Genomic DNA, 14,808 nt, shown 5'->3' on the forward strand with positions numbered 1-14,808 from the left:
CAAGGTAATGATGAGCGCGAAGACCATCCGCACTGCACTTGGCCAGCTTCAAGACGATCCAGAGAACGCGGAGGCGCTCGCTGAGCTCCGCTCATCGCTGGGTTGGGAGGAGGAAGGCGGGACGGTCACGTTCGCCGATGGCGAGCTGTCACGCGAGGAGCTCGCGAAGCTCCTCGAGTCGGCGCGTCGGGCCCACGAGATGCGGCGCGAGTACGACGCGGTGGCCGCGCTCCTCCGCCTCGAGGTCGCGCTCGCCGCCGGAAGCCCCAGCGAGCTCGAGCTGCTGGAAGAGCTCGCGCGAATCCTCGACGACGAGCTCCTCAACGACGACGCCGCGCTCAAGGTGTACGAGCGCGTGCTCGAGCTCGTGCCCGACCAGGACCACGCGGAAGAGGCGATCGAGCGGAGCACCGCTCGCCGCGCCAAGTGGCGGGAGCTCGTGTCGCGGTACGTCGACGAGGCAAAGTCCGCGCAAGACAGCGCGTTGAAGAGCTCGTTCCTGGTGAGCGCCGCCGAGACCGCGTTTCGTTATGGACGGCCCGAGCTCGCCTCGCGCGGCGAGAAGGGGATGGCCGCTCGCAAGGTGCTCCTCGACGAGGTCGTCGCCGGTCTCACCGAGGCGCTCGACATCGACCCGAAGAACCGCCGCGCGGCGCTGCTCCTGGAGCACGTCTATCGCGAGGAGGGCCGCTTCGAGGAGCTGGCGACGAGCCTCGAGCGCTTCGCCCTCGAGTCTACCGCCAAGGAAGAGAAGATCGCGGGATACCTGCGCCTTGGGCGCCTCCTCCGCAAGCGCCTGAACCGCCCGGAGCGAGCCGCTCCGGCGTACGAGAGCGTGTTCGATCTCTCGCCGGGTCACCCGGAGGCGCTCTCGTTCCTCGTGAGCTTCTTCACCGAGCGCCAGATGTGGGACCACCTGGTCGCGCTCTACGAAGAGCAGCTCTCGGGTGGCGCCGCGCGCGGCGCGCACGAGGCCGGCACGCTCATGCAGATCGGCATGATCCACTGGCGGATGCGGGGCAAGGCCTCGCAAGCGGAGCCGTATTTCGAGCGCCTCCGGAAGCTCGAGCCGGCGCAGCCCGTGATGCTCAACTTCTTCCGTGAGTGGTGCGAGGAGAGCGGCGACACGACGCGGCTCGCCGCGGTGCTCGGCGACGCGCAGCGCGCCCTCCCGGAGGCGGAGCGCGCGAAGGTCGCGACCGAGCTCGCCAAGCTCGCCGAGGACGGCGCGAACGCGGCCAAGGCGATCGAGCAGTGGCGCTCGCTGCTCCGGCAGGATCCGTCCAACACCGACGCGCGCACGGCGCTGCGGCGTCTCTACCGCCAGAGCGGAGGCTGGAACGCCCTCGTCGACCTCATCCGCGGCGAGATCGAGCGCACCGCGCCGGAGGACGCGGAGGCGCGCTTGCCGCTGCTCCGCGAGATCGCCGCCGTGTATCGCGACGAGCTGAAGAGCGACTCGGCCCTCGTGGCGGTTCTCACGCAGGTCGTGGCGCTCGCGCCGAACGACGCTGATGGCCTTCGCGAGCTCGCGCGGGTCTACGAGGCGCTCCAGCGCTGGCGCGATCTGTTGACCACGCAGGCACGGCTCGCGGAGCTCGAGGCCGACCCGCTCGCGCGGGCCTGGATCTACCGCGGCATCGCCAGGCGGTGGCTCGAGCAGTTCTCGAACGTGCAGAACGCGATCGAGGCGTACGAGAAGCTGCGCGAGTCCGCGCCCCTCGACGCCGAGGCGCTCGACAAGCTGAAGGAGCTCTACGGCAAGCGGCGCGCGTATCCCAAGCTCTACGAGCTCCACGAGGCCGAGGTGGGCGCGATGTTGCCGGGCGAGGAGCGCCGCGCCCTCATCCTCGACATGGCGAAGCTCGCGGCCGAACGCCTCGACCGCGGCGCCGACGCGATCGCGCTCTACAAGAAGGTCCTCGAGGAGGACCCCACGTCGACCGCCGCGCTCGACGCGCTGGAGAAGCAGTCGGAGCGCGACAAGGACTTCCACTCGCTCGCCGACGCGCTCGAGCGGCGCGTGGCGTTCGCCGACGACGACGCGACCCGCCTGGCGGTCCTCCAGAAGCTCGGTGCAGTCTACATGGATCGCCTCTCCGACGCGGAGGGAGCGGCCCGCACGTGGATCCGCGTGCTCGAGCTTTCGCCCACGAACGGCAAGGCACTCCGGGCGCTTCGCGACCGCTACCTCGAGACGCACGAGCTCGACGCGCTGACCGCGATGTACGAGCGCACGGAGGACTACGAGGCCCTCGCCGAGGTGCTGTCCGCGGCCGCGGATCGGGCCACGGATCCCGAGCTCAAGGTCGACCTCTCGTTCCGCGCTGCCGCAGTGTACGCGGGCAAGCTCGGCGCCCCGGAGCGTGCGTTCCGCGCGTACGAGCGCGTGCTCACGGTGCGTCCAGACGACTTCCGCGCCGCGGCTGCGCTCGTCCCGCTGTACGAGGGGGACGAGAAGTGGGGCCGGCTGCCTGCGCTCTACGAGGTGCTGCTCACGCACGCGAAGGACCCCGGCGAGCGCCGCGCCCTCACGCAGAAGCTCGTGACGACCACGGGAGATCGCCTGCACGATCGCGCCGCCTCCTTCGGGTGGGCTCGCCGCGCGTACGAGGCGGAGCCCGCAGGCGAGTCGGCGCTCGCGACCCTCGAAGGCGTGGCACGGGCCGCTGGAAAGTGGGAGGACTTCTGCCAGATCTTGCGGGCGCGCCTCGCCCAGTCGGGCCTCGACCCCGCCGAAGAGCGCGGGCTCAAGATGGCCCTCGCCCAGGTGGTGGCGCGGGAGCTCGCCAACGTCGACGAGGCCGTACTCATCTACCGCGCCCTCATCGAGGCCGACGAGACCGACGAGGAGGTCGGTAACCAGCTCGACGCGCTGCTCCGCGCGGAGGCGCGGCACGACGATCTGCGCTGGCTCCTCCGCCGTCGCATCGACCGCGCCGGCGCCGACGCGAAGCTGTCGCTCCTCAGCGAGTGGGCGTCCCTCGAGGAGGACGGCCTCCAGAGCCCCGAGCGCGCGGTAGCTCTTTACAGCGAGATTCTCCAGGTCGACCCGTCGAACACGGCGGCGCTTCGCGCGGTGGCCCGCCTGCTCCGCAGCGCGGGGGATCCCGAGGGCGCTGCACGCGCCATCGAGCAGGAGCGCGACCTCGCCGAGGGCGACGCGCGGTACGCCCGCGAGATCGAGCTCGCCGAGCTCTACCTCGGATCCCTGAAGCGCCCCGTGGACGCGCTCGCCGCCGTCGAGCGCGCGCTCGGCCTGAAGCCGAACGACGCCGAGGCCGTGGCCCTCGCTGAGCGGCTCGTCGGCATCTCCGAGACCCGCCCGCGCGCGGCGATCGTGCTGGATGGCTGCTACGCGGCGCTCGGGCAGCTCGAGAAGCAAGCCGAGGTGCTCGGGGTGCGCATCGCGACGGCTGCCGCCAAAGCGGACCGCCTCCCGCTCTACGAGCGGCTAGCCGAGGTGCACGAGCAGCAGTCGGCGCTCTCCGCGTCGCTCGACGTGCTCATCACGGCGGCGGGCGAGTTCCCGACCGAGCTCCGCGTGTGGGATCGCCTCGGCGACCTCGCCGCGCGCACACAGCGCACGCAGGCCCTGGTCGACGCGCTCACGGTGGCGGTGCCCAAAGAGGGGCCGTCGTCCCTCCCGGTCGAGCTCGAGCTCGACCTCGCGGAGCGCATCGCGTCGCTCTACGACGAGGGTCTGAGCGAGCCCGAGAGCGCGCGCCCGTACCTCGAGCGCATCCTCCGCGCGGACCCGAAGAACGAGCGCGCGTTCACGCGCCTCCGCCAGGTGCTCAGCAATGGCGAGAAGTGGACCGAGCTCGAGGCCGCCTACGAGCCTGTGATCGCCGCCTCCGAGGGAGAGTCGCGCGCTGGCTTGCTCGCCGATGTGGCGATCCTCGTCGAGGAGATCATGGGCGAGCCCGCGCGTGCGGTCGCCTACTACGAGCGAATTCTCGAGGAGTTTCCTCAGCATCCGCAGGCCGTTCCCGCGCTCGACAAGCTCTACGTGAACGGTGGCGCTTGGCAGAAGCTCGCCGCGCTCCTCACGCGCAAGCTCGGGTCTGCCTACGGCGACGACGCGACGGCCCTCCGGCTCCGGCTGGGGCGTGTCCACCAGGAGCAGCTGAGCGAGCCCGCGGTCGCCATCGCGTACCTCGAGCAGGTGCTGACCGACGACCCCGCCAACCGCGACGCGACGGCGCTCGTGGAGGCCACGCTCGCGAGCCCGGACCTCCGCGCGCGCGCCGCGACCATCCTCGAGGCCGTGTACTCGAACCGCGACGAGAGCGCCGAGCTCGTGCGCGTCCTCGAGGTCCGCCTCGAGTTCGCCGCCACGGACGACGAGCGTCGCGATCTGCTTCGTCGCATCGCCGACCTCCGCGACGAGCGCCTCACGGACGACGCGGGCGCCCTCGAGGCGTACGCGCGGCTCGTCCCCCTCACCCCGGACGACGCGGACAACCGCGCCCGCCTGCTCGAGATCAGCGCCCGTCAAGGGGCGATGACGCGGGCCGCCGAGGTGCTCCGCGCGGCGGCGGAGACCGCGAGCGCGCCGCAGCCCCGTGCCGACATCCTGCTCTCGGTCGCCAAGATCTACGAGGCCGACGCGGCCGCCGCTCGCGCGGAGGTCGTCTACCGCGAGGTCCTCGATCTCGACCGCGACGATCCGAGCGTGGCGCTCCCGGCCGCGCGCGCCCTCGAGCGCGTCTACGGCGCCACGGGCCGCAGCGGCGAGCTCGCCGAGATGCTCCGCGTCCAGGTCAAGCTCGAAGACGGAGGGGAGGCTCGCAAGGAGCTCCTCGGCCGGCTCGGCTTCCTCTGCGAGGAGCAGCTCGCCGATCTCGGGGCCGCGATCGGCGCGTGGAAGGAGCGTCTGGAGGACGATCCCGTCGACAGCGAGGCGCTCGTGGCGCTCGATCGACTCTACGAGCGCAACGGCGACGCTCGCGCCCTCGTGGGCGTGCTCCGCTCGCGGGAGCGCCTCGCCGACGACCCGGAGGCCCGCAAAGGCTTCATGGTGCGCACCGCGGCGACGCTCGACACGAAGCTCGAGGACACCGAGGAGGCCATCCTCGCCTACCGCGCCGTGATCGACGACTTCGGCGTGGAGCGCGAGATCCTCGGCGCCCTGGCGCGCCTCTACGAGCGCGCGAAGAAGGCCGACGAGCTCGCGGAGACGCTCGCGTCGCAGCTGACCCTCGCGGTCGAGCTATCGGACCGCCTCGAGCTGCTGACGCGCCTCGGCGACGTCCGTCGCACCCTCCTCGGCGAGGTGGACGGCGCGCTCGACGCGTACCGCGAGGCGCTCACGCTCGACCCGTCGCACGCGAAGAGCCGGGACGCCGTGGAGGGGCTCCTCGACAACGAGATCGCGAGCCGCGCGGCCGCCGACCTCCTCCGCCCGCTCTACGAGGAAGACAAGGCTCACGAGAAGCTGCTCCGCGTGCTCGACATCCAGATCTCGGCCGCCGACGGCGTCGACGAGAGGCTCACGCTGCTCGGGCTCGCCGCCGATGTCGCCGAGACGAGCCTCGACGACGCGCGCCGCGCCTTCGGCTACGCGGGTCGAGGGGCTCGCCACGCGGCGGCGGAGCCGAGCCTCGACGGCTGGCTCGCCCGCCTCGAGCGCTGCGCTGAAAAGACAAGTGATTTCGGAGGGCTGTGCGCGCTCCTTCGGGAGATCGCGGTCGACGTCGTCGACGGGGATCTCCAGCTTCAGGTGCTGCTGCGCGTGGCGGATCTCGCGCGCGACAAGCTCGCGGACTCCGCGCTCGCGCAGGAGTACTACGAGCGGGCCCTCGAGGTGCGCGCCGACGACGACCGCGCCCTCCTCGCGCTCGAGGCCATCTTCGAGGCGGCCTCCGCGGACCACGACCTCTACCGTGTCATCAAGCTGCGCGGCGAGAACGCAAAGACCGACGACGAGCGACGGGCGATCTACGCGAAGGAGGCCCGCCTCCTCGACGTGAAGCTCGAGCAGCGGTCCGACGCCATCGAGGTCTACGAGCGCATCCTCGACCTCGGCCTGGACCCCGACGCGATCGCGGCCCTGTCCCGGCTGTACGCCTCCGAGGCGCGCTGGGACGACCTCGTGGTCCTCTACGAGCGGCAGCTCGCTGCCGACGGCCTCGGCGCCGAGGCGAAGGCGGCCCTCCACCACTCCCTCGGCGGTGTGCGAGAGTCTCGCCTGGACGACGCGGAGCGGGCTTTCGACGAGTACGTCGTGGCGCTCGCGCTGGTGCCCCAGCACCCCCCGACCGTCGCCGCGCTGGAGGCCCTGATGGGCCGCCCGGCTCACGCCGCCCGGGCCGCTGAGCTGCTCGAGTCCGTGTACCTCGCGCGGCACGAGTGGCGGAAGGTCATGGGGACCATCGAAGCTCGGCTTGGCGCGAGCCAGGATCCCCACGAGCGCGGCGAGCTGCTCCGGCGCCTCTCGCGCCTCGAGGAGGAGCAGGGCGACGATCTCAAGGCAGCGCTCGAGGTCGCCGCGAGGCTGCTCGCCGAGGACGTCACCGACGAGGACACCTGGGCGGAGCTCGAGCGCCTCGCGCGCGGCGCGAACGCAGAGCAGCGCCTGGCCGAGATCTACGCGGCCGAGCTCGAGAAGCTCAGCTCCGACGGCCCAGAGTCGGCCAAGCTCTCGGCCCGCACGGGAGAGCTGTTCGAGCGCCTGGGCGACGTCGACCGCGCCCTCACGTTCTTCCGCCGGGCCTACGCGTGGAACCCGGAGGAGCAGGAGGCCTCTTTCGCCGCCATCGACCGGCTCCTCGCCAAGGCGGGGCGTCCGAACGAGCGTGTGGCGCTCTACCGCGAGGCGCTCGATCACCGCCACGAGACGGAGCCGCGTGTCGCCACGCTGCACACCATCGCGACGATTCAGGAGTCGGAGCTCAAGGACGACGACGCCGCGATCGAGACGTATCGGACCGCGGTCGACGTCGACGATACGAACACGGTCTCGGTCGACGCGCTCGCGCGCCTGCTCGCAAAGCGGTCGCGCTGGTCCGACCTGGCCGACCTGCTGCGGCGCCGCGCCGAGCAGAGCGCCATGGCCGAGGACGAGGCCGGCTTCCGCTTCGACCTCGCCGCGGTACTCCGCGAGAAGGTCGGCGACGTGGAGCGCGCGATCGACGAATACGAGACGATCGTGGGCCTCCTCGGCGATTCGCCCCGGGCGCCGTACCGCGAGACGGTGCTGGCCCTCGAGTCGCTCCTTACGGACGAGACCCACAAGGTCCGCGCGGTCGAGATCCTGCGTCCCTTGTACGAGCGGGCGGACGACTGGCAGCACATCGTGGCAGTCAACGAGCACCGGCTCGCCATCGCCTCCGACGTCAGCGAGCGCGTCTCCGTGCTGCGCGAGAACGCACGCTTGCTCGAGGAGCGCGGCAACGCTCCTGGGCGCGCATTCGACGCCCTCCGCGCGGCGTTTGTGCTCGACCCCGACGACGGCGGCACGCGCGAGGAGCTCGATCGTCTCGCCGTGGCGACCGCCCGCTGGGACGACCTCGCGGCGGCCTACGAAGAGGGGATTGCCGCGATCGACGGCATCGGGAAGCAGGGGCTCCTGGACGCGCTGGCGCGCCTCCACGACAAGCACCGCGACGATCCGCGGCGCGCGCTGGACGCGTACGAGCGTCTCTTCAAGCTCGACGAGTCCGATCTGCGCCCGCTCGACGAGATGGTCGATCTCGCCACGCTGCTCTCCGACTGGGGCATCCTCGTCCGAGTGCTGGCGCGGCGGGTGGAGCTCATCCACTCCGACGAAGACCGCGCGAGCTCGTGGCGGCGCATCGGCGAGGTGCGGCGCGACATGCTCGACGACGCCCATGGCGCGACCGACGCCTACGAACAGGCGCTGGAGCTCGAGCCGGCGAACGCCTTCACCATCGACAACCTGATCCCCCTTTACGAGATCAAGAACGACGCGGCGCGCCTCGTCGATCTCTACCGTCGGCGCATCGAGCTGTGCGGCGAGGACGACGGCGATCTCAAGTTCGGGCTGCTGCTCGGCGCCGCGGAGCGCTACGAGAAGGGCCTGGGCGAGCCGAGAGAGGCCATCTCGCTGCTCACGGAGGCGCTCGAGGTGAACCGCGACTCCGTGGATGTGCTCGAGCGGCTGGGCGCCCTCTACGAGGGCGAGGCGCTCTACCCCGAGCTCCACGAGAACCTCCGTGCGCGCGCAGCGCTCGAGGGCGACATCGAGCGTCGTCGAGCGCTGAAGAAGCGAATCGGGCGCCTGCTCGCGAAGGAGCTCGACGACCCGGCGCTCGCGATGACCGCCTACTCCGACGTCCTCGCCATGGGCTACGACCCCGACTCGGTCACGGCGATCCGCGCGATCGGCGAGTCGCGCGAGGAGTTCCGCCGCGAGGCGGCGGAGTTGGTCAGCCCCATCCTGCTCTCCGAGGGCAAGTTCGCGGATCTCGTCGAGGTCCTCGAGCTCCGCCTTCTGGCTGAGACGGAGCCCTTCGAACGGGCCAAGACGCTGCGCGAAATCGCGGTGCTCGCCGAGTCGCAGCTCGACTCCCCGGCGAAGGCGGAGGGCGCGCTCCTGCGGGCCCTCGCGGAAGAGCCCGCGCACGCCGAGACCCACGCCGAAGTCGAGCGCCTCGCTCGCATCGTCGGACGCGCGGGCTGGGAGAAGTACGCCGAGGCGCTGCTCGAGCGCGCGACGTCGGTCTTCGACGCCGCGGTCACGGCGGACCTCTACTCGCGCCTCGGCAAGGTCGAGCGCCATCAGCTCGGGGACGCCCGCAAGGCGGCGGACGCCTTCCAGCGCGCCGCGGAGCAGGGCGGCGACACCGTCGACGTGCTGGTCGCCCTGGAGTCGGTGTTCGGAGAGGTCGGGGACAGCGCGGCCCTCGCGGACGTTCTCGAGCGCCGCATCGCGCTCGAGAACGACGCGGCGATCGCCGCGGACCTCATCCATCGCCTCGCTTGCCTGCAGATCGATGCGCTCTCGGCGAAGGCCCTCGGCCTCGCGACCCTGCGGTCGGCGCTCGAGCGCGTCCCTGCCCACGGTCCAAGCCGCGAGCTCATGGAGAAGCTCCTCGGCGAATCCGACCTCTTCGAGGACGCGTTCGAGGCCCTGGAGACCGTCTATCGGTCCCTCTCGCTCAGCCGGGAGCTCGCTGCGCTCTTCGCCAAGCGCGTCGGCCGGGCAGAGGGGTCGAAGGCCCGCGTCGCGGCGCGCCTCGAGCACGCCCGCGTCCTCGAGGCGGAGGCGAACGATCTCGCTGGCGCGCAGCGCGCCCTCGAGGCCGCCATGGGGGACAGCCCCCTCGAGGTCGACGTCCAGGTCGAGCTCGAGCGGGTGGCCGGCATCACGGGGCAGTGGGCGGAGGCCGCGAACGCGGTGGCCGCCGCGCTCGACGCCAACCAGGCGTCGCGGACCCAGTCGTCGCTCAACCTCGACTCGTTCGAGGCGCCGGTGGAGCTCTGGGTCCGCATCGCGGGCTGGCGTCGCGATCGCGCCTCCGACGCCGCTGGCGCCGAGGCCGCGCTTCGGAAGGCGATCGCGCTCGACAAGGAGAGCCTAGAGGCCCTCCGCGCGCTGGAGGCGCTGCTCCGCGTCGTGGGCCGGGAGCGAGATCTCGTCGAGGTGCTCCGCGGCCTCGCGAAGGTCGAGACCGACCCCAGCGAGAAGAGCAAGCTCCTCCGAGAGGCCAAGGAGGTCGCTCAGAACACGCTCGGCGACGTCGCCCTGGCAGAGACCGCGCTGCGCGAGCAGCTCGCCGAGAACGAGGCCGACGACTGGGCCCTCGCAGAGCTCATCGCGCTCCGTGAGCACGCGGCCGACTTCGCCGAGGTCACCACGCTGCTGCTCAGGCGTGCGGAGAACGCGATGGACGGCGGCGAGGCCCTCGAGCTCCGTCGCCGCGCGGCGACCGTCGTCCAGGAGAAGCTCGGCGACAAGGATCGCGCGATCACCCTCCACCAGGAGATCCTGGACTCGGAGCCCTCGGACGAGCGCGCCGCGCGCGCGCTGAGGGATCTGTACGCCGAGACGGGTCGCGACAAGGACCTCGCGCGGCTCCTCCTGAACCTCATCGACAACGCGACGAACCCTGCGGAGCGCGTGGCCCTTCGCATCGATCCGCGCGCTTGCAGACCGACAAGTTCGACGCGCCGAACGACGCGATCGACACTCTGAACGCCGTGCTCGAGGAGGAGCCCGACGAGCGCGCCGCCGCCATCCTGCTCTCCGAAATCTTGGAGAAGACTGGGCAGGACGACAAGCTCGCCGACCTCCTCGACACGCAGATCGCGCGCGCCAAGGAGCGCGCGGACGGTGCCGCCGAGCTCGCGCTGAAGGTGCGGCTCGGGCAGGTGCTCGAGGGGCGCCTGAAGGACGCCGGCCGCGCGCTGGCGACGTTCGAGGCCGTCCTGGAGCAGGACCCGCTCCACCGCGACGCGCTCGAGGCTGTCGCACGCATCGCCGAGGGCCGCGCCGACTACGCGCGCACGGAGCTCGCGCTCGTCAAGCTCGTGGAGGTCGCGCCGCCCGAGGAGGCGAAGGCCTTCGCGCTCCGCCTCGCGGACGTTCGGCTCAAGCTCGACCAGCTCGACGGCGTCGAAGAGGCGCTCAAGCAGGCGATCGCACTCGTCCCGCCCGGACGTGACGTTCGCCCACGCCTCCTCGCGGCGTTCGAGCGCCGCAAGAAGTGGCCCGAGCTCGCCGCGCTCCTCGCGGAGGAGGCTGACCTTGCGCGCTCGAGCGGCGCTTCCACGGCCGACGCAGACGCCGTCAAGCTGCTCCGCCGCGCGGCGGAGATACATATCACTGAGCGCGCTACCCCGGCGGACGCCATTCCCGTCCTCGAGAAGGCGACCGAGCTGATGCCCGAAGACCGCGAGATGCTCCTGCTGCTCTGCGACGCGTACACCGCGTCGGGGCGCGAGCAGGACGCCACCGTGGTGCTCGAGCGCATCATCGCTTCGTTCGGCGCCAAGCGAACGAAGGAGCTCTCGGTCTACCACCACAAGCTGGGCAACGCGCTCGCGCAGCTCGGCAACAAGGACGTGGCCATCGCCCAGCTCGACCTCGCGTTCAAGATCGATCCCGGCTCGGTGTCGGTGCTCCGCGATCTCGGCGTGCTGGCGCTCGACACCGGCGATCTCGAGCGCGCGCAGAAGACCTTCCGCGCGCTGCTCCTCCAGCGGCTCGACGGCTCTTCGGGGATCTCGAAGGGTGAGGTGTTCTTCTACCTGGGTGACATCAGTCACAGGCAGGGCGACGCGGCCAAGGCCAAGCAGATGCTCGAGCGCGCGCTCGAGAACGAGCCCGACCTCGAGCGGGCCAAGTTGATGCTCCAGTCGCTCAAGGCGTGACGCGCATGCGCGAGGGGCTCGGCTTCATCGTCGGGCTCCTCGTGCGGATCTGGCTCTTTACACTCCGCGCGCGCGTGCTCGTCGACCCCGCCGTCGGGGCGCTGGCGGAGGGCGCCGACGCGGGCGCAGCGGCGCCTTGGGTACTGGCGTTCTTCCACGGCACGCAGTTCCCGTTGCTCGCGTGGCGGCGCCGACGACGCACGGCCGTCCTCGTCAGCCTCTCGAGGGACGGCGCGCTTCAGGCCGGCGTCCTGCGCGCGTTGGGCTTCTGGGTCGTGCGCGGGTCCACGCGCTTGGGGGGCGCGCGGGGCGCCGCGGCGCTGGTGCGCCGTGCCCGCGCCGGTGACGATCTCGCGTTCGCCGTCGACGGCCCGCGGGGTCCACGGGGACACGTGAAGCCCGGCGCCGCGTGGGCTGCGCGCCACGCCCGAGGCGTGCTGGTGCCCATGGGCAGCGCCGTGACGCGTGGCCACATGTTCGAGCGGGCTTGGGACCGCTACGCGGTCGCGTGGCCGTTCTCCCGGGTCGCGATCGCGCTCGGGCCGCCTCTGCCTCGGGACACCACGGACGCCCAGCTTGGTGCCGCGATCGAAGCGGCGAACCGCGTCGCGGCCCGTTCGCTCGCGGTGCAGCTCGCGCCGGGCGGGGAGGCTGTTGAATAGGCGACGGCGGCGGCCGGTCCAACGTTTGGTAACCCGACCTCAACGACCCACGGAGTCACTTCATGCGCATCGCTTCCATCGTTGGTCTCCTCGTCCTCGGCGCGGCGAGCTCCGCCTGCACCCTCAGCACCGTGACCAACCCCGACGGTTCGATCTCCATCACCGGGAAGTCGAAGACGCGCTTCGTGTCCGCCGACAAGCCGGTGCGCGAGCAGGCGTACACGGGGCAGGCGATCGAGGTCATCAACGACGGCGTCAACCCCGGCTCGGGCGCGGGCATCGTGATCAACGGGAGCCCAGGCGCCACCAAGGTCGTGGCCACGGCGAGCATCGTCTCGTGGGCCGATGGCAGCGAAGCGGAGAACGCGAAATCGGCGCAGCGCGACGTGATCGCGTCGTTCACGATCGCGGACGTGGGCGGCAAGATCGTCGTGCGCTGCGGCCACGCGAAGCAGGACTACGGCACCGCCACCCTCGGCAGCTCCGGCTGCGAGGGGCTCACGGTCACCGTGCCCGCGGGCGACGCAGCGAAGCCCGTCTCGGTGCTCGCGAGGAACGGCAACAGCGACATTCAGGTCTCGGGTATCACCGGGAACCTCACCGCCGAGGCGCAGGGCGCCGGCGACGTCGAGGCGTCGATCACGCCCACGAAGGGGAGCCTGATCTCCATCGCGGCCGAGTTCGACGCGACCTTGCGACTCCCCGCCAACTTCGCAGCCGACAAGATCACCCTCCAGGCCGCCGATCCCAAAGACGTCGACGCCACGGCGTTCCCCGGCGTGAAGTCGGGCGAGGGCTTCGGCGCCGCGGGTGAGGGCGCGGCGAGCATCAGCGTGCGCAGCGTGGGCCTGATCGGCAAGGTGAAGCTGGCCCGACAGTGAGGCCACGCCTGTGCTAGAGGCCTGACGCCGTGCTTCTCTGCGTCTCTCCGGTGAGCCAGGTGTCCCGCGGTCGCGGGCGACGCCCGTACAGCGGGCGCGCGAGCGCGGAGGCGCGGACGCCGCCGCGGAGGGCACCGTGAAGCTCGCGGCCATCAGCGTCGATCTCGACGAGATCCCCAACTACTACGCCATCCACGGCCTCTCCCCCCCACCGGCTGTCGAGGCGCTCGTCTACGACCTCGCGGTGCCGCGGCTCGTGGACGAGGCCGCGCTCGGCGGCTACCCGCTCACGCTGTTCGCGGTGGGGGCCGATCTCGCCCGGGCGGCCTCTGGCGAGGCGCTCGCGCGGGCGGTTGGCGCCGGGCACGAGATCGCGAACCACTCGCTCGACCACAGGTACGACCTCACCCGCCTTCCGCGCGCGGAGATCGTTCGCCAAATCGATCTTGGGGCGGCGGCCATCGAGGGCGCGGTCGGGCGACGCCCGCGTGGGTTCCGCGCGCCGGGCTACACGATCACCGATCAGGTCTTCGACGTGCTCGCGGAGCTTGAGGTCGGCTACGACTCGTCGGTGTTCCCATGCCCTTCCTACTGGGCTGCGAAGGCCGCGGCCGTCGGCATGATCCGCGCGCGCGGCCGGGTCAGCCACAGCGTCGTCGACACCCCGCGCGTGCTCACCGCGCCCATCCGCCCGTACCGCGTGGGCCGCCCGTACCACGCGCGCGGAGGGGGGCTCCTCGAGCTGCCCATCCAGGTCACGCCGACACTGCGCCTCCCTGTGATCGGCACGAGCCTCACCCTGGGCGGCCCCTTCGTGGCCCGCCGCCTCGTGGGCGCGTGCGTGAGCGAGCCCCTCGTGAACTTGGAGCTCCACGGCATCGACCTCCTCGACGCGGCCGACGGGCTCGAGGCTCTGAGCCCGCACCAGCCCGACGTGCGCGTGCCCCTGGCGCGAAAGCGCGCGTCGCTGCGGTCGGCCGTCGATGTCCTGAGACGTGCAGGATACACGTTCGTGACGCTGGAGGAGGCCGCGGAGGCGCTCCGGGCTGCCGCCTAGCGTCTCCTCAGGTGTGGCTCAGGTGCGTGCGGCAACACGCCGCACGTTCTGCACGTCGACCCCGGCGTTTCGGATGAACTCGCGGGCCTCTTCGCTCTCGCCGAAGGCGAGCTCGTCGGGCGTGCCGCGCGCGACGATGCGACCGCGGATGAGGAGCAGCGCCTGGTGCGCGATCCGAAAGCAGCTCGCGATGTCGTGCGAGATCACGAGGCTCGTCACGCCGAAGCGATCACGCATCTCCTCGATGAGGTCGTCGACGAGGCGGCTCGTGAGCGGGTCGAGCCCGCTTGTGGGCTCGTCGTAGACCAGGATCGGCGGCTCGAGCATCAGCGCTCGGGCGAGCCCGACGCGCTTGCGCATGCCACCGGAGAGCTCGCTCGGGAACTTCTTGATGACGCTCGGGTCGAGCCCCAAGATGGTGAGCTTGTCGACCACGCGGTCCTTGATCTCGGCCGCGGAGAGCTTCGTGTGCTCCACGAGGGGGAAGGCGACGTTCTCCAGGACCGTGAACGAGTCGAGCAGCGCGGCGTACTGGTAGACCATGCCGAAGCTCTTGCGGACCTTGTTCAGCGCTCGCTCGCTGAGCCCCACGATGTTGGTGCCGTCGATCCAGATCTCTCCGCTCGTGGGCTGCTCCAAGGCAACGATGAGGCGCAGCAGGGTGGTCTTGCCCGCCCCAGAGCCGCCGATGATGACCGTGGTCTCGTTCCGACGTGCGTCGAAGTCGATCCCCTTGAGCACCTCCTGGTCGCCGAACGTCTTCCTCACCCGCTTGAGCGAGATGATCACCTCGGAGGTGGACTTCAGCGCGCCGTGCTCGGAGGCCATGCGGCGCAGGGTGGCGCACGCGCCGAGCGGGTGCAAGCTC

The 14,808-nt window shown here is 71.4% G+C and carries 6 protein-coding genes; 5 read left to right on the forward strand and 1 reads right to left on the reverse strand.

Translation table 11 applies throughout. The features are described 5' to 3' along the window. The first annotated feature begins 10 nt into the window (after window positions 1-10). The 5 genes from IPQ09_24265 to IPQ09_24285 all read left to right on the forward strand — a co-directional run bounded on the left by IPQ09_24265 (window position 11) and on the right by IPQ09_24285 (window position 13,940). Entirely contained in the window at window positions 11-10,162 is a 10,152-nt protein-coding gene (locus IPQ09_24265; GenBank protein MBL0197283.1) for a hypothetical protein, read from the forward strand. Then, window positions 10,114-11,340, forward strand: a complete 1,227-nt coding sequence (locus IPQ09_24270) for a tetratricopeptide repeat protein (protein MBL0197284.1) — start codon at window positions 10,114-10,116, stop codon at window positions 11,338-11,340. The genes IPQ09_24265 and IPQ09_24270 overlap by 49 nt, the downstream gene beginning before the upstream one ends. After that, window positions 11,337-12,002 carry a DUF374 domain-containing protein gene (locus tag IPQ09_24275; GenBank protein MBL0197285.1) on the forward strand — a complete coding sequence of 222 codons (666 nt, stop codon included), beginning with the start codon at window positions 11,337-11,339 and terminating at the stop codon, window positions 12,000-12,002. The genes IPQ09_24270 and IPQ09_24275 overlap by 4 nt, the downstream gene beginning before the upstream one ends. Before the next feature lie 62 nt (window positions 12,003-12,064). Further along, window positions 12,065-12,883 carry a hypothetical protein gene (locus tag IPQ09_24280; GenBank protein ID MBL0197286.1) on the forward strand — a complete coding sequence of 273 codons (819 nt, stop codon included), beginning with the start codon at window positions 12,065-12,067 and terminating at the stop codon, window positions 12,881-12,883. A gap of 136 nt (window positions 12,884-13,019) precedes the next feature. Next, window positions 13,020-13,940, forward strand: coding sequence for a polysaccharide deacetylase family protein (locus IPQ09_24285; protein MBL0197287.1), 921 nt, complete (start codon window positions 13,020-13,022; stop codon window positions 13,938-13,940). Window positions 13,941-13,958: 18 nt separating this feature from the next. On the opposite strand, the gene IPQ09_24290 is transcribed toward IPQ09_24285, so the two are convergent. Continuing rightward, window positions 13,959-14,768 (reverse strand): ATP-binding cassette domain-containing protein, encoded by an 810-nt coding sequence (locus tag IPQ09_24290; protein MBL0197288.1) that lies wholly within the window; start codon window positions 14,766-14,768, stop codon window positions 13,959-13,961. Window positions 14,769-14,808 lie beyond the last annotated feature (40 nt).

The sequence above is a fragment of the Myxococcales bacterium genome (assembly GCA_016720545.1).
Lineage (GTDB): Bacteria > Myxococcota_A > Polyangia > Polyangiales > Polyangiaceae > JAAFHV01.

What these genes read in the sequence shown, in the direction of transcription:
- IPQ09_24265 (MBL0197283.1), top strand. Translation starts at nt 11, where the DNA reads ATGAGCGCGAAGACCATCCGCACTGCACTTGGCCAGCTTCAAGACGAT.
- IPQ09_24280 (MBL0197286.1), top strand. Translation starts at nt 12,065, where the DNA reads ATGCGCATCGCTTCCATCGTTGGTCTCCTCGTCCTCGGCGCGGCGAGC.
- IPQ09_24290 (MBL0197288.1), bottom strand. Translation starts at nt 14,768, where the DNA reads ATGGCCTCCGAGCACGGCGCGCTGAAGTCCACCTCCGAGGTGATCATC.